At 42.2% G+C, this 16,684-nt stretch carries 13 protein-coding genes; 12 read left to right on the top strand and 1 reads right to left on the bottom strand.

Annotated elements, in window-relative coordinates; all coding sequences use genetic code 11:
* Position 1 precedes the first annotated feature (1 nt).
* The 12 genes from ACZ5KY_RS10665 (at position 2) to ACZ5KY_RS10610 (ending at position 15,655) form a co-directional block, all read left to right on the top strand.
* Complete coding sequence (locus tag ACZ5KY_RS10665) at positions 2–610, top strand: hypothetical protein (RefSeq protein ID WP_464243881.1); 609 nt, start codon at positions 2–4, stop codon at positions 608–610.
* Positions 592–2,214, top strand: coding sequence for a peptidyl-prolyl cis-trans isomerase (locus tag ACZ5KY_RS10660; RefSeq protein WP_464243880.1), 1,623 nt, complete (start codon positions 592–594; stop codon positions 2,212–2,214). The genes ACZ5KY_RS10665 and ACZ5KY_RS10660 overlap by 19 nt, the downstream gene beginning before the upstream one ends.
* 2 nt (positions 2,215–2,216) lie before the next feature.
* Positions 2,217–4,145 carry a cytochrome c3 family protein gene (locus ACZ5KY_RS10655; protein WP_464243879.1) on the top strand — a complete coding sequence of 643 codons (1,929 nt, stop codon included), beginning with the start codon at positions 2,217–2,219 and terminating at the stop codon, positions 4,143–4,145.
* Positions 4,142–5,317, top strand: coding sequence for a cytochrome c3 family protein (locus tag ACZ5KY_RS10650; RefSeq protein WP_464243878.1), 1,176 nt, complete (start codon positions 4,142–4,144; stop codon positions 5,315–5,317). Before ACZ5KY_RS10655 ends, ACZ5KY_RS10650 begins: the two co-directional genes overlap by 4 nt.
* 31 nt (positions 5,318–5,348) lie before the next feature.
* Positions 5,349–6,251, top strand: a complete 903-nt coding sequence (locus tag ACZ5KY_RS10645; RefSeq protein ID WP_464243877.1) for an NHL repeat-containing protein — start codon at positions 5,349–5,351, stop codon at positions 6,249–6,251.
* A gap of 14 nt (positions 6,252–6,265) precedes the next feature.
* A complete protein-coding gene (locus tag ACZ5KY_RS10640) occupies positions 6,266–7,384 on the top strand; it encodes a cytochrome c3 family protein (protein ID WP_464243876.1) in 1,119 nt (372 codons plus the stop codon).
* 25 nt (positions 7,385–7,409) lie between these two features.
* Positions 7,410–8,801, top strand: a complete 1,392-nt coding sequence (locus ACZ5KY_RS10635; RefSeq protein WP_464243875.1) for a YncE family protein — start codon at positions 7,410–7,412, stop codon at positions 8,799–8,801.
* A 2-nt stretch (positions 8,802–8,803) separates the two neighbouring features.
* On the top strand, positions 8,804–9,994 hold the full coding sequence (locus ACZ5KY_RS10630) for a cytochrome c3 family protein (protein WP_464243874.1): 1,191 nt from the start codon (positions 8,804–8,806) through the stop codon (positions 9,992–9,994).
* 17 nt (positions 9,995–10,011) lie between these two features.
* On the top strand, positions 10,012–10,584 hold the full coding sequence (locus ACZ5KY_RS10625; protein ID WP_464243873.1) for a methyl-accepting chemotaxis protein: 573 nt from the start codon (positions 10,012–10,014) through the stop codon (positions 10,582–10,584).
* 218 nt (positions 10,585–10,802) lie between these two features.
* Positions 10,803–12,053 (top strand): cytochrome c3 family protein, encoded by a 1,251-nt coding sequence (locus ACZ5KY_RS10620; RefSeq protein ID WP_464243872.1) that lies wholly within the window; start codon positions 10,803–10,805, stop codon positions 12,051–12,053.
* A 103-nt stretch (positions 12,054–12,156) separates the two neighbouring features.
* Positions 12,157–13,278, top strand: coding sequence for a PAS domain-containing protein (locus tag ACZ5KY_RS10615; protein ID WP_464243871.1), 1,122 nt, complete (start codon positions 12,157–12,159; stop codon positions 13,276–13,278).
* A gap of 259 nt (positions 13,279–13,537) precedes the next feature.
* Positions 13,538–15,655 carry a CHASE4 domain-containing protein gene (locus ACZ5KY_RS10610; RefSeq protein ID WP_464243870.1) on the top strand — a complete coding sequence of 706 codons (2,118 nt, stop codon included), beginning with the start codon at positions 13,538–13,540 and terminating at the stop codon, positions 15,653–15,655.
* Positions 15,656–15,662: 7 nt separating this feature from the next.
* Here the strand turns inward: ACZ5KY_RS10610 and ACZ5KY_RS10605 are convergent, their stop codons facing one another.
* On the bottom strand, positions 15,663–16,619 hold the full coding sequence (locus tag ACZ5KY_RS10605) for a class I SAM-dependent methyltransferase (protein ID WP_464243869.1): 957 nt from the start codon (positions 16,617–16,619) through the stop codon (positions 15,663–15,665).
* Positions 16,620–16,684: the final 65 nt, after the last annotated feature.

Raw genomic sequence — 16,684 nt, 5'->3', positions numbered from 1 at the left:
TATGTCACGAAATATGTGGATAAGACGAATAGCCATTATCGCGATATTATTTCAATGCTCGTGTGGCATCAAACCATTAACAACAACTGTTTCCTCAGGGAATCAAGTTGCGATAAAACACATTGCGGTACTCCCTTTTTCTGGAGTAGATAAGCAACCTCTTCTAGAGGTTATGGCAACACGCGTCGGCCAAACGATTTTACATAACTACGGGTTCAATATAACCAACGAAGGTGACATAAGAATATATCTGCAACGAAAACAACTCTTCATGTCACAGTTAACCACAACTGGTGACCCAACAATGTATGCAGAGTTAGCTAAAGAACACCACATTGATGCCCTCGTTATCGGTAAAATCATAATGGTTGAATACGAAAAAATTCAGGGTGACACCTTGCCTGTTGTCTGCCTTGAATTAAGACTGCTCGAAGCAAAAACAGGTCGTTTATTGGCGAGTTCATTTCTAAAGCGGCATGGCGAAGAGTACCGTACCGCATTACGTTTTGGCGTCGTCCGTACCAGTACCGAATTGATTCAAATCATTCTCACTGAAATCATTGAAGATTGGCACACTAAAGGAGCACTCTCTTGGCCCAACGTATCGTAAAAAAAACGGCATTTTGTATTTTTCTCGTCATGACTTTTTGTTGTACCAATGCGTTTTCCTTTTGGGGAGAAGAAGCCCCATTGGTAACGGTCAATTCTGTCGAATATCAGACACAAGACTATCTCGACTGGTGGCAAGAGTGGCGCGAAGGGCCCGACTTACCCGAATCACCTGAAGAATATATCGACTGGATTCTTTTATCTACAGAAGCGAAACAGATGCAACTCCAAGATCAACCACTATACAAAAAAAAGGTTGAGGTTTTTCTTAAGGTTCGTGCGCTGATGTTATTAAAACAGGAGAGTGTAACTGATAAAACAAAGTGGCCAGACGAGGATCAGTTAAAGCAGATTTACCAGACCGACTACACCCCGATTTGGCAACTCAGAACGGTAACTTTTCAGGATCGGTTGCAGCTGGATGCCTTTATGGCAAAAATACAGACTACCGATGAGGTTGAAACTGAAACACTACTTGCCGAGTTAACTGAACAATTTGGCAATGCCGTTTTATCTTCTTCCGTATCAGAGCGACAAGCAAAGCTACCACAAGAGATCAGTGCACTTGTCAATGATAAGAAAGATCAGCAATTTACTGCGCCTTATCTTTGGAATAACACTTGGCAAATCATCGAAATTCTCGGATTCAGTGATGGTTCCGATGAAGATTTTGCAACCCAAAGAGATGCTATTCATCACCACTATATTAAGCAACAGCAGTCGCGCTTAACTGCAGAACTATTAAAGGAACTTATTGAAAAATATCAGGTAGAGATTGACGAAAAGATTATCAGATCGATCACTTATGATAAGGTGGCTGACGAATATGCTGATCAGATTGTACTCTCTTTCCTGGGATATAAGATTACAGCGACTGAATTACACCGTGTCGCGGTAAAGCAATATCAATCATATTCCGGATATGAAGCGAATGGAGTTAAATTTGAGGAAGTGATCGTACGTGTATTAAATGATATCATTTCGCAAAACCTCACCAATGCTGAAGCTCTAGACCGTCACTACGAGCTTAAGAGACCGTTCAAGCCAACCTATGATTTTTATTGCAACAACCGCTTAATTAAAGAGCTTGAACAGAAGCTAATTATTCCTCATGTAACAGTGAGTGAACAAGAGCAACGAGCAGCCTACGAACAACAAAAAAAAGAGTTTGCCGAGCCAGAGTTAATCAAAATACTGCGTGTTGAAACAAGTGATCGAGATCTTGCGTTGAGGTTGAATGAAAAGTTACGCCAAGGCGTACCGTTTAAAACTGCACTATTGCCCTTATCGCCAAATGGTTTTAACCCAGAAACTCAACCACTGCAAAACTATAGTGAGCCCATTCAACAACGGATTTCGAGCTTAGCACCAGGAAAATCAACCATGATTGAGAACGATGGAAGCTATGTTTTTATCCACTTTATTCAGTCTGAACACCAACAATTCGTCTCATTTGATGAAGTCAAAGAGATTTTTGCCTCACAACTCAAACAGCAAAAGTTTTCCCAATTACGCCAAGATCTGGTTCAGAAACTACGTCAACTCTCGACTATTGAGGTTAATGAGCAGCAATGGCAACGTTGTCTTAATCAGTTGAAAGGATAAGAATGAAAATAAATAAATTACTTTATGGTGGGTTGAGTGTCGTACTCGCATTGAGTTTAAATTGTTGTATTGCGACCAAAAAACCAACGAAAAGTCTCGTCAAAGATTGTTTGGAGTGCCATCAGGAATTGAATCATTACACGATTGGGATCGTTATTCATGAGCCATTAAAACAAGGAAAATGCCAGAGTTGCCACCGCAACCATGGACTCATAGGAGGAACGTATCTCAAAGAACCTGTTGAAACGCTTTGTCTTAAATGTCATCAAGACCAGAGCACTCAACTCATTGCACCCGTAGTTCACTCACCGGTCAAAGAGGGGCAATGTGATCAATGCCACGATCCGCACAATAGCTCAAATGAATCCTTACTGTTAGAGGCCTCACCACAACTGTGCTTTAACTGTCATGATGAAAAACCGTTCACCCTTAAAGTAAGTCATGCTCCAGTTGTCTCAGGGTGTAATACCTGCCACGCAACTCACCGCAGTGCTGAAACAGCCTTATTGTTGCAACCAGCAGATCAACAGTGTCTGAGTTGCCATAATAACATCCAACAAATGAGCGCATCGCACGCTGGTTTTCCAGTCGAAAGCCGCTGTAATGATTGCCATCTAGTTCATTCTTCCGATGTAGATCACCTGTTGCGGCGATCAATTCATAAACCAACACAGCGACTTGAATGTGCTCAATGTCACGAAAAAAGTGACGATAATCCTTTTACTTTAAAACATGATGGCGAGGCACTTTGCCTTGAGTGTCATAACAGTGAAAAATTTCTTTCTTCAACGATGGGTCTCCACACACCCGTTGCTGAAGGTGACTGTTTCTCCTGCCATAATCCACATGCCAGTGACCATCCTACGTTGCTTAGTCGCTCAGAAAAGACTCTCTGTTTAGAGTGCCATGAACAACAAATGGATAAAACGAGCCAACATGCCGTCTATCAAACAGGTGAATGCCTCGCTTGTCACAATGGTCATCAGAGTTCAAACAGCTTGCCTGCACTACTCAAACAAGAACAAAACAGTTTATGCCAGCAGTGTCATGACACCGCAACACAACAACTAAAATTTGCTCATGATCCCGTGAAAAACCAACAGTGTTCAACCTGTCACCTGCCCCACAACAGCGACAATAAAACGTTACTCACCCGACCGCAGCAGGACCTGTGTTTAAGCTGTCACGATAGTATGAGGTCGCAGCTCGCAAAAGCGAACTTACACGCTCCTGTTGTAACGGGAAACTGTTCTGGGTGCCATCAGCCACACGGTAGTAACACCGCTCAAATACTTAAAGCTCAAGGTGCTGAATTATGTTCGAGTTGTCACTCAGCTCTTGTCAATACAATGACTAACGACATAGGACACCAACCATTTATGGCGGGAAACTGCCGAACCTGTCACCAACCGCATGCAAGTGATCACCCAAACTTAGCACCACAAGCCAACAATGGCGTTTGCTTTGAATGCCATCAACAGTTAAATAAACTGGAAGCGATACAACATCAACCTTTTGAGAAAAACAACTGCACTGCATGCCATTCACCACACAGCAGCGATCAAAAACATCACTTACTTCAACAGCGACCACAGTTGTGCCTTAACTGTCATGAGATCGATCACTATTGGAGCCAAGGTAGCGCCCATGAGCCAGCACGACAAGGTGAATGTAACCGCTGCCACATGGCCCACAGTTCAATGCAAGAAAACCTACTTTCTGTGCCAGGAAATCAGCTATGCCAACAATGTCACCAGCAAACGACGCAGGAATTAGCCATTCATCATGGCGGAATAGCTCCTGGGCCTGATAGTTGCCTCCAATGCCACGATAGTCATGGCGGCCCAGATCAAACACTGACGTTTCCAATCAAACATGAACCTTTTGCACAACAGCAATGTTCAACCTGCCATCAAGAGGTTTCACCATGAAAATAATACAAATTTTTATCGTAACCGCATTGATCGTTGGCCTGTTTTCTGGAGCGTGTCATGCTTCAGACCAGTGCTTTAGTTGTCATGATGAATCATTATTTGAACAACCATACACCCACGCGCCTGTCGCAAAGAACAACTGCGTTGCTTGCCATAATCCCCATCTCGCCAAACACGAAGGATTATTGCATCAAAAAGGTAGTGCCTTATGTTTTGGTTGTCATACAACGTGGGTTGAACAACAAAACAAGGTTAGCTACCCGCATCAACCTGTTGAAAAGGGCAACTGTAACGCCTGTCACGATCCTCATGGCTCGCAAAATGCTGCACTATTAAAGCAATCCATGGCCGCTCTTTGTCTGAGTTGTCATAGTGATACTGATCAAAAAAGTGGCACCATACACCAACCCTTTGCACAAGGACAATGCACAGCATGCCATACTCCACACGGCAGTAACCGTTATGCGTTACTCAAAGGTGATGGAACGTCACTGTGTTTAGGGTGTCACACGAACCAGACCAAATTACGTAAAAAACATCTTAATCGTCAAGTCGACCAAATGGACTGCCTCGAATGTCATAATCCTCACCACTCTAAAGGCGCAGGGTTAATTCGAGAGAACACCCATGAACCCTTTACCTCGGGGAAATGTTCAACCTGTCACAATCAACAAAAGGGGATTGAACTATGCCTTTCTTGTCATCCTCAAGTAATGCAATCATTTAATCAGCCGATCAACCATGTCACAAGCGATACCGAACACTCTTTTTGTTTCAACTGCCACACTCCACACGCCAGCCAGCAAAAAGGGTTAATTCTCGGATCTCCGGGAGAAGCGTGTCGAAAATGTCATGGGGGTAAATTTGAACGCCGGAATAAGTCACTTCATGTTCATCCTAACGCTCAGCAATGTGTTGATTGCCACCAACTACACGGATCAAACAAACCGGCCATGCTTAAACAGGACAGCGAGAAAGCCTGCTTAAACTGTCATGAAAATCATAGTAATTTCAGCCATCCAACGGGGGATGACGCCCCGGACCCACGTAACGGTCAGCCGATGAATTGTATTTCATGTCATGACCCATGTAATGGCACCATGTTTAAATACAATTTACGCGGCACAAGTGACAAAGGTCTCTGTATTCAGTGTCATGCTGGCTATTGATATGCGTAAATCATTATTTAAGGGATACATTATGAAATATTCGATCAAACAGCGGCTGAGTCTGTTAATTTTTGCCATAATGACTCCCCTCATTTTAGCAGCGACCGCACACGCTTCACAGCCTGTATGGAACAGCCAATTCGTTTTCCCTGAACCACAGCAAATTATTGCGCCACTGTGGGCAACCGTTGACCATGAACGGCAGCGTTATTACGTTGTCGATACACAACACGGTCAAATTGTCTCTTTCGATAATACGGGGAAACAACTCTCCACCTTTAATGCCAACGCCATGTTAAAGAAACCTGTGGCCATGTGTTTTACAAGGCCGGGTAAAATGTGGGTCGTTGAACGCGAAACAAATGAACTGCTTTATATAGATCTAGAGTCCAAAAAAGTACGACAGTTCACCCTTAAAGATATGCAAGGCAAGCCACTTTTTATCGATCATATTGCAACGGACTCACAGTGGCAACTTTACGTTTCAGACCGACACAGTGGTAAAGTATTCGCTCTCGATGACAATCTAAATATTGTTACCACATTTACGGCGACAGACAATGGTCAGCTGATTGATTTTAAAGTTACCCCATCAGGGTTGTGGGCGCTTGACGGGATAAATCAGTGCGTTTTTCAATTCTCCCTCAACGGCGACTTAAAACGAAAAGTGGACCTCAACACTCAACTTGATCGCCCTGTGTCGCTGGCACTCAACAATAAAAATCAAATATTTATCCTTGATCGACCACAGGCAAAAATTGTTGTTTTCAACATCAACGGAGACATCCTCTACACGTTTGGCCAAAAAGGATATCGCCGTGGACAGCTAAATTACCCCAATCAAATTCTATTTGATTGGCAACAACGGCTGTGTGTTGTTAATCAAGGCAATGATCGTATTGAGATATTCACTCAGTTAAGCAATAAAAAATAGATGGAGATTTACCGATGAAAGCCAATCAAATACGGCAATTATCATCAATTAAATACAGGTTCTCTTTTGCTCTGATTTTTTTGCTTTGTTGTGGTATTGCGCAGGCAAAAGTGAAGGGGCATTGTTCCACGTGCCATACCATGCACAACAGTGAAAATGGCAGCGTTCTAATCAGTGGTGGAACGAATCAAGCACTGTTACGTCAAGACTGTGTGGGTTGTCATACTGGTGATAACAGCGACAGCGATGGTGGTCATATTGGGGAAGGTGGAACCCCTTTCGTACACTACACCGATGATGTCGATAATTACGGAATATGGGGGATCACTGGAACTACCTTAGCGGGTGGAACTTTTCACTTTATCGATTCCGATGGTAACACAGGACACAATGTTACTGGGATCGACATCAGTGGTGGCCCTGGGATTATCCCTCCAGGATACAACACCGGCGAAACCCTTGGCATCGCTGATGCTGCAGGTGACATCCCGGGTGATGGAGCGTGGTCAGAGAATGATCAAGTAACCTGTGCTGGAACATACGGATGTCATGGTAATCACGATACCAGCAACGAGTTCGAAGCCGTTCATGGTGGACACCATCAAGGGGTTAATGGTGGTGCAATCGATCCATCTCCAGATTCAAATACCACCCCTGCAGCTGGCTATCGTATGTTAGTCGGTATTGCCGGCTATGAAGATAGTGACTGGGAGTATCAACCAGACAGCAGTCATCATAACCAATATTACGGTAGCACAACACCAGGACAACAATCGGATCCATCGACAATCAACTATTTATGCGCACAATGCCACGGTCAATTTCACAGTCCTGTAACAAATTTAAGTAATGAGGTCGGTGGCAGTTCACCTTGGTTACGCCACCCAACAGAATATTCCATGAAGGAGACGGGAGAGTATGCGAACTATAGTGAATATCTTCCGGCAACACCTTTAGCGAGTACTGAAATCAGTGCTATCGTTTCAACCGTTACCTTTGTCAATGACACGATTGTCAGCTGCATCTCCTGTCACCGCGCACATGGGTCCCCTTATTACAAATCAATGCGCTGGGATTATGCAGGAGATTCCAGTGGTGGCCTATGTGTCAATTGCCACTCGTCAAAGAATTAACACTAAACGCCCCATCAAGGTAAACATGAAACGATATATCAAAAAAACGTATTACCTATTATTACTGATTATTGCTGGATGTACCACTCCACATAAACAGTCACTCAACGCACCGCCACCCCTGCCCTCATCGGGTGGAATAGTATCTATTTATTTGAATGTTGACCAACCAATGCAACAGAATCAAATTTCATTTGATCAACTAGAGCTATGCTCAGATTCAGTATGGTATCCAGTTATCAGTACAGAAAATACTCGACCAACGAATGCCATTAAGCAAAAGCTCCTTGCAATAGATTCAATTCCAACAGGTCTTATTAATAAAATTCGGTTTAAAGTTGAAATAATTGATCATGAAGGAGAGAGAGTTCTTTCTCAGCACTCAGAACTCTCTCTCACTGAACCGTTTGAACTGCGCAAAGGGAGTAGCCATTGCTTGTTTCTGCATGGTCAATTACGTTTGGCACACCCCAATACCCCCATGCAAACTTGGTTAACTGTTTCACCACAAAGGGCTCCGCTCACTGATGAGCTTTTGTATATTCTTTGCCCTGAAATACACAGTATTTATCTCGCCCGAATGGATCAATATCGAATTATTGGTTCTTATGCCCTTGAGGGAAATGTGGTCGAGATGAAACTTGATGCGAAAAATCGACTATTATATTTACTCGATAAAAAGAACCTATTGATTCATCGTTTTGATACAACGACCCAACTCATAACAGACCGTATTCCGTTACCGTTGACAGAATCACCACAAGGACTAGAAATATCAGCGAATGGTGACACTCTGTTTGTCACCGATCCAAGAAACCGACAGTTACTAGCAATCAGCACCTACAACGGCACACGAATAAATAACATCACAATTGGTTATGATCCAACACGTCCCCATTTTTTCACCCATAACAATATTGACTATTTAGCTATTATATCAAAAGCAGACCAACAACTGATCGTACTTAATGCCACTGATTTAACCCGACTCTATAGCGTTGCAGCGGGACAATCGCCGCAAGATGTCATCTACGCTGATCACTCATTATTTGTAACGGATGCGTTTAATCGGCAAATACTTCAATTTGAACCAGAAACAGGTCAAATCAGCGCTAAAATATCAACAAACGGTTCCCCTCACAGATTTGCAGTCGATAGGCTTAATCAAAACATATTGGTCACATTACAAGATCAACACGCGGTGACATTTCTCCCTTTTGGTCAACAGATGACAGTTCGAAAAGCTCCCTGTGGTGCTGTCCCTGGTGATCTTCAAATTTCAAACAATAGACAATTGCTCTTTGTAGCCAACCAAACAGAGAATAAAATCACCGTCCTCGACCTACTTTCTCAACAACAAATATCAACTTTAGACATTGGTTCAACACCAACGGTCCTTGTTATTCAGGAGCCGTAACAATGTGGATTAAACAGCCTGTTTTTATACGATTATTGTTTATAACAACGCTCCTGTTCTTCTGCTTAAACTCTCAACAGGTGCATGCACAACTGTCCCCTTGCCTAAGCTGCCATCAAGAAACTAAAGAGATCGCGACAGAACAGTATTATATCCACCGGCCCGTCCAAGAGGAACGTTGCCATATCTGCCACGATAACAATGCAGAAGAACAATTGCCGACTCAGCACAACGAAAGCAGTACACAGGTTATTGTTGAAACTGACGAAAAAAAGATGGAATGGTTAGCAGAAAGCTTTGTCGAAAACACGCATCAAGTGGCTCTGTTACCAGCCGATATAGCAGGAAAGCCATTAACAATTAAGGTGTGGTATCGAAATCGTCATAAAGAGGTAACTGAATTTCAATGCCCTGACATTGAGACACTTCAACAAAAAAAAAGCACGATAACACCAGCGATTCATCAGCTACACCTTCATGACTACAACGATTTACTGTTATCTAGAGCCACCCTCAGCTGGAGAACAACGACGCCATGTCAATGTCGATTAACATACCGCTATACGGGCCATGAATACACCAAGCTAGAGGATGATTTTTATGCTCTTGAACACACCCTTGAAATTCGTAATTTTAGTGAAACCTCAACTGAAGTAAAAGTCCTGTGTTACGACACCACCCAGCAGCAAATAAATACTGAGTTTTTCCCCTTAAACACCTTACCTTTGATTGCCTCAGAGAATGAACAATTACCACTATTCGGTTCCGAAGGGTTCACCCCCCTATTTAAACAGATCGGTGATTTAATCGAATTATCGATCACCACCACACAACCAGCAACACTTGCAATAGGACGAATTGAACAACTTAAAAAGCCAGAACCTTTGCAGCCAAGACCAAAATCACAGCAAATTGTCCCTGTTAAAGAAAATGACCACATTGAACTCACGAACAGGGAACAGCTAAACACCAAAATATGCTTTAAATGTCACAGAAGCACCGTTGAAGGCGCATCGCACCCAATAAATGTTTTACCACCACCGGGGATGATTATTCCGCCAGAATATCCACTTCTTAAAAATGGTCGAATGACGTGCATGACCTGTCATCAGCATCACAGCAGTAACAATGAAGACAGGATTCTCAAAGGTGGTAAAAAAGAGCTCTGTACCGGCTGTCACACTAATTACTAAAGAAAAGGTAAAACGAGATGGTTGCTAAAAAATTCAAACGTAAGCTATTAAACCTTCACGTCAAACATCAATTACAAATTTGGCTCATGGTCCGAATTGGTGGCATTATCATCTTAACCGCTATCATTTCGGCTCTGGTTTTATATGGTTATGCACGCCAAGAAACAGTTAACAGTTTTTACGATGCCCATATTAAAATTAGGCGGCTAAGCGACCTACTTATTCCAGTTGTTTTAGCGGGTAGTGCTGTTAGCCTCGTTAGTGGAGCACTATTGGCTATTTTTTTACCACAAAAACTTGCTGGACCGCTTTACCACATTGAAAAAGATCTCAAATTAATCCAACAAGGTGACTTGACCGTTCGCATCCATCTACGCAGCAACGATACCTTACATATTTTTGCACAACAGATTAATGAAACTATCAATCACTTAGATCAGCACCTGAGTCATATCCAGCACTTAAATGATGAGATTCAACAATCATCAAAAATTTCTGATAACGAATTAACACAACAACTCACCCAGCTTAATGATCACCTCGCTACACTCAAAACAACACATTCTAACGAAAGAATATCCAAAGATTAGCTGGGTGGTATTCCCCAGTGGGTGGGGGAATCCCCCCACCTACTTCATTTAATCAAAAAAACCTTCACGATGACCACCATAACTACCTGATATCACAAAGATAAATATTTCATTGAAACTGGCAGGATAATTGCTATTACAGTAATAAGAAATGATCATTCTATTTATAAGGATGATTAATAACACATAGATCGCTGCCACGATCAACGGAGGTTTCAATGAAAAATACGCTTATTCTCACATCAATTCTATTCATGGTTCTAATATCAGGCACTGCCTTTGCAAACATAGAAGGTGCATGCGCAGGCTGCCACACAATGCATAATAGTCAAGGTGGAAACCCGCTATTAGATAGTGAGGGGGTCGCAACTTCGACAAATTCATCGCTTCTAAAACAAGATTGCGTTGGTTGCCATACCGGAACAAATACCACATTAGGAAAAACTCCATTCGTAACTGACACTGGCGATGTAGCCTACGGTCCTGATTATACCTATGGTGAAACAGATTCCGGAACAAGTGAAGTAATTGTCAATGGAACCGGTGTGGCATTAGGTACACTTGCTGGAGGGACATTCAAATATGTCAATGGGGATCACAGCACAGGTCATAATGTCTCAGGTCTTGACATTACAGATGCACCAATAGGTCAAGAACCACCAGGTTGGATCGATGGATGGGGAACCTCAAATATTGGTAATGCTTGGAGCTCAAATCAACTTACATGTGCAGGAACGTATGGCTGCCATGGAGATCACTCCAAACTAGATAGTTTTGAATCGGTTCGCGGTGCTCATCATGGAGATGATAGCATTATTGACGGTAGCTCAATAACAAACAGTTTTCGATTTCTGGACGGTATCATCGGTTACGAAGATGCTGACTGGGAGTTTACGGTAAGTTCTACTGATCATAATCAATATTACGGTGTGGGAAACACACTTAGGTCGGAAGTTATAACAGAACCGACCTTAGGTGCTGCTGGAAAAGGGGAAGGTATCAGCACCTTCTGTGGAACCTGCCATGCCAATTTCCATACAGGAAATACTACTACTGAAAGTGATTACATTCTCTATGATGCAGATGGAGCTCTTGGATCCGATGCCGCGATTGGTACCTCACCATGGCTACGCCATCCAACAGATTATGCTCTAGCAACTGCGGGATCTGAGTATTTGGAATATGGTGACATTTCAGGAACCGTTGGTACTTACAATGTTATTGTCCCCGTTGCAACATCTGCTAAAAATGGCAATGTTGTTGATACAATGGTTTCAACAGGGATCAAAAGTGATGCAACAAAGTCAATTATCACATGTTTATCTTGTCATCGCGCACATGGCTCTCCTTACGCTGACCTTTTAAGATGGGATTACTCTAAAATCACAGCTGGTTTCAACTCTTCACCTACTGCAGCTGGTAACCCAACACATAAGGGCTGTTTTGTTTGTCACACCACAAAAGATTAATCAATAGATGTCCGAATAAAAGCGTCTGATATTCTCAGGCGCTTTTATTTTCACCACCACCTTAGCCAAACATAATGATTTTACATTTAATGGAGGGTTCGTAATGCAGCCTGCATCTCGAATATTTTTTACTATTCTTAGCTGTATGGCAATACTGACAACAGTCATTGGCTATTCAACATTGCTAATCAATAATCAATTATCCATCGAAGCCTCCTACCTTTTTATGCCCGCAGGACTCACATCAGCAGCCTTAGCTTCACTCTACCTAGCGCTTTACTTACGTACAAATGCATCGTGCCGCAACGAAAATAAAGACCAACTATTGATAAATGAGTTGATCACTCAAGCGCAGGATTTAATTCAAGTTCTTGACCCTAAAGGAAACATTCTATTTGTTAACGATTCGTGGCTAGAAACATTGGGCTATAGCCAAAATGAAGCATCGCGAATGAATATTTTTGATATTATCGCGGATGATTGTAAGAGTGGCTGCCAAACGAACTTAGAAGAGCTGCTAAACAGTCGTGGTAAAGGTCGTTTTGAAGTCACGTATAATACACGCAATGGCCAAGGAATAGATCTAGAGGGTAATTGCTGTATCAGTTATAAAAATGGCAAACCGCATATGGTAAGAGGTATTTTTCGCGATATTAGTCAGCGCCGTGAACAAGATAAAAAAATAATTAAAATGGCATATTTCGATATGCTGACAAACCTACCCAATCGCTACCTTCTGAACGACCGATTGTCTCAAGCGATGCATCAAGCTCGTCGTTACCATCAATTGGCGGGATTGGTCTATATTGATATCGATAAATTCAAATCTATTAACGACAACTATGGTCACAAAATTGGTGATATCTTACTGCAAAAATGTGCTCGTCGACTCAAGGATTGTTTACGTGAAAACGATACGGTATCGCGTATAGGTGGTGACGAATTTTTACTGATTTTGACGGGGATAAAGTCACGAGATGACATCCCTAAAATTGTTGAGAAAGTTCGTATTTCGCTGGCGGCACCATACATCATCAACAATTTACGTTTAAGTTCTTCAGTGAGTTTAGGGACGGCAATCTACCCTCTTAATGGTGTTGATCAAGAAGCACTTTTAAACCAAGCCGACGAGGCCATGTATTTAGCAAAAGAACATGGTGGCAATCGTCATTGCTTTTACGATGAAAAGATAACCCATAAAACGAAAATTTTGCGTTTAGCTTAGAAGTCTGTTGAACCTAACATGGACCTACTGTGAAATGGCCTGACTTGGCCCATATTCCCGACAATTTTCGACAAATAAGCAGCCATTAGCTCGAAAATTCTTTAAAATCTGATATCAAGGAGTCTATTTCTCGCTACGGCCCGTCAAGCCCGACAGCCGGTTAGCTTAATTCTTTGTTGTTGCCGTAGTGTCATTTAAAATAACATGGTAAATTGATCTATTAATTTTGTGATTTTGAACACTCTTGCAGGAAACAACAATGACATTACGCATAAAAATCCTTTTAATGTTATTTGCGACTCTTAGCATCTATGGCATTATCGACTATGGGTTCCACAGAAAGTTCATAAACCCTTCCTTTCTTGACCAAGAAAAAGTTCAAGGGAACGAACACATCGTTCATACTATGGCCACCATTAATTTTGAAACAAGAGGCCTCGACATCCTCTGTCGTGATTGGGCCTCTTGGGATGACAGTTATGCCTTTATTCAATCACAGGGAAAAGATCTCGCCTTTATTCGATCAAACCTCGGACAAGTATCCTTCAAAAACAACAAACTACGTGTCATCTATTTTTTAGATAATTCTGGTCATGTCATCTGGAAGGGAACTAAAGACCAACAGCCGTTTCTATTACCTGATTCAGAATGGAATTCTGCCAATCCACTCCTTGCTGATGACGAGCTTTATTCGGGTTTTCACATGACTGATGAAGGTCCGCTACTGTTGGTATCAAGACCAATTATGGATAGCGAAGAGACTCTTGAGCCCAACGGCCATTTGATTATGGGACGTTTACTTCAAGGCGAAACAATCAATAAACTAATTGATCATCTTCACGGTAGTGTTAAATTTCACCCTGTCGAGAGGCGTGACGATCTCAGCGTAAGCGATATTAGCTATCTGAAAAAAACGAGTAGGCCGTTATTTAAACCGGTTGGTACCAATCTCAATATTTTTAAATTAATGAAGGATATTCACGGTAAACCTAGCTTTATTCTTCAACTGACAACCGACCGTAGCATGATTCTTCACGGTTTACAGATGATCACCTACAATGCCTTATCAAATGTATTATCTGGTTTTATAACCATTGGTATTTTTATACTTTTCCTTCGTAATAATGTCATTAAACCCATTACTCACCTCACCTCACATGTTAACACCATCAACACTGCGGATGATCTGTCAATCTTTCCACTCAAAACACCTAAAAGTGATGAAATAGGAATTTTATGGCAGGGATTTAACCAAATGGTTCAGCGCTTACAACGGGATCGGTTGCGTCGGTTAGCTGCTGAAGAGTCTCAAAAAAGTAATCAAAAACGGATTCAAACTATTCTCGATACTGCCCCTGATGGCATCATTACCGTCGATAGAGATGGGATCATCGAAAGCTTGAATACCGCTGCAGCCCGAATGTTTCACTATACGGTCGATGGTCTTGAAGGGGAGTCAATCGCAAAACTTACCCAAAGTGACTATGGTGAACAGATTATCTCAGTATTACGTAACTATCCTGAAACGGGTCACTACAAGTGTTTTGATTGTGGTTGTGAGATGCCCGGCAAACTATTTGATGGCAATGAACTCCCCGTGCATATGAGAGCAAGTTCCGTTAAAATTGGGGGAGAAACGTTATTTGTTTGGATTATTCGTGATATCTCTGAACTTAAAAAAATGAACAAAAAGGTTGAGCAAAGTAAGCGGCTGGCAGCGATTGGGGAGATGGGCGCTTCGATTGCTCATGAGATTCGCAACCCCCTTGCAGGAATTAGCGGCGCAGCTCAAATGCTTCTTAAAGGAGCCAAAGGTGATCCTCGTCAAGTTAATATCCTGCAAGAGATTAATGTCCTGATTGACCGCATTGAAAACACAGTGAGTCAAATGCTTGATTATTCACGATCTTGGACACCAAATAAAACTGATATAGCACCACTTCAACTGATTCGTGAAATCTGCATTGAAGCGCAAACAAATTCTAATTTCAATGAAATATCATTCGAATTTTCAGGCAATGATGTCACCACTATTCCACTTGATAAGGATTTAATCCGCCAAGTATTGTGGAACATGTTCACAAATGCTGCTGAATCTATGCCTAACGGTGGAACGATCCATAATCACATCTGTGTTAATGACCGCATTTTTATGATATCGATTCGCGATGAAGGTCAAGGAATGAGCGAAGAAACAACCGCAAAGTTGTTTACCCCTTTTTACACGACTAAGATCTATGGAACAGGTTTAGGCCTGCCCATCTGCCAAAGAATCATAGAAGCTCATCACGGTAGCATTCAAATTGAAAGTGAACTGAATGTAGGGACAACGATCACCTTAAGACTGCCTATTACAGACAGCAAAACAGAACAATAAGCCGCCACTACAATTGAATTAATCTTATTGCAGTTTCTCCATAACGGTCACCATCTGGAAAATCATCATTATGATCATTAGGGCTGAATTTCGTTATGTCCTTAGCATGAGGGAAATACTCTTCGATTAAGGCATCTAGGCTCTCGGCAGGTCGAACGGGCCCGTTCATACAGAGCAATAGTTCCCCATGCGGTTTAACCAGCTCAACCACCCTCTTCAGCAGTTTTGGCCAATGCTGTTGAGCATTAAAGCTTTTCCCCTGACTAGAGGGTGGGTCGCAAATAATTAGATCATACGGCCCAAGTTTACGCAGTTTACTTTGACTTTTGAAGCACTCCATAGCCAGAAAACTGGTGGAACGTAAATCAAGTTGATTGATTTGATGGTTGTGTCTGCCGATCTCTAGTGCGCCCCGGTTCATGTCGAGATTAACGACATGCTCAGCACCACCTGCAAGAGCCGCAACGGAGAAGCTACACGTATAGGAAAACAGATTCAGCACCCTCTTTCCATGTGACCGTTGTCGAACCAATTGCCGCCCAATAGCCATATCGGGGAAAAAACCGATGTTTTGACTATGATCAAAATGAAGTTGATATTTTAATCCGCCCTCCTCAGCTTCATGACGATTCGGCACCTCTCCCCACACGATCTGATTCGAGCCATTGGAGCGCTCACGGCTCTGAACGACAATTCCCCCAACGGTGTCTGAAAGTTGTGACAACAACAATTGAACCACTGATTCAATCCAGTAGTCACTTCTTTCGGCATATAAATAGATCATTACAATGGGAGGATAGATGTCAATAATCACATCTTTTAGTCCACAAAAACAGCCACCTCGGCCATGAAACAATCGCCGAATCTGACCATTATGTGGTAAATGACGGGCTACTTCTTGCTCTAACACCATTAATTGCCGTGCTTCGTCTGCTGTGCAAATTTTATTCAACGGTTCCAACACATAACACTCCTACAAAAAAGCCATTATTCTTGCTAGTCTAATACGGTACATGCTACCACCATAAA

It is taken from the genome of Desulfuromonas svalbardensis (genome assembly GCF_055389415.1).
The sequence above is the reverse complement of the archived record's forward strand: the minus strand, read 5'-3'. Positions and strand labels throughout refer to the sequence as shown.

Coding starts and splice junctions, on each gene's coding strand:
- ACZ5KY_RS10665 (WP_464243881.1), top strand. CDS start 2: ATGTCACGAAATATGTGGATAAGACGAATAGCCATTATCGCGATATTA.
- ACZ5KY_RS10655 (WP_464243879.1), top strand. CDS start 2,217: ATGAAAATAAATAAATTACTTTATGGTGGGTTGAGTGTCGTACTCGCA.
- ACZ5KY_RS10650 (WP_464243878.1), top strand. CDS start 4,142: ATGAAAATAATACAAATTTTTATCGTAACCGCATTGATCGTTGGCCTG.
- ACZ5KY_RS10645 (WP_464243877.1), top strand. CDS start 5,349: ATGAAATATTCGATCAAACAGCGGCTGAGTCTGTTAATTTTTGCCATA.
- ACZ5KY_RS10640 (WP_464243876.1), top strand. CDS start 6,266: ATGAAAGCCAATCAAATACGGCAATTATCATCAATTAAATACAGGTTC.
- ACZ5KY_RS10635 (WP_464243875.1), top strand. CDS start 7,410: ATGAAACGATATATCAAAAAAACGTATTACCTATTATTACTGATTATT.
- ACZ5KY_RS10630 (WP_464243874.1), top strand. CDS start 8,804: ATGTGGATTAAACAGCCTGTTTTTATACGATTATTGTTTATAACAACG.
- ACZ5KY_RS10625 (WP_464243873.1), top strand. CDS start 10,012: ATGGTTGCTAAAAAATTCAAACGTAAGCTATTAAACCTTCACGTCAAA.
- ACZ5KY_RS10620 (WP_464243872.1), top strand. CDS start 10,803: ATGAAAAATACGCTTATTCTCACATCAATTCTATTCATGGTTCTAATA.
- ACZ5KY_RS10615 (WP_464243871.1), top strand. CDS start 12,157: ATGCAGCCTGCATCTCGAATATTTTTTACTATTCTTAGCTGTATGGCA.
- ACZ5KY_RS10610 (WP_464243870.1), top strand. CDS start 13,538: ATGACATTACGCATAAAAATCCTTTTAATGTTATTTGCGACTCTTAGC.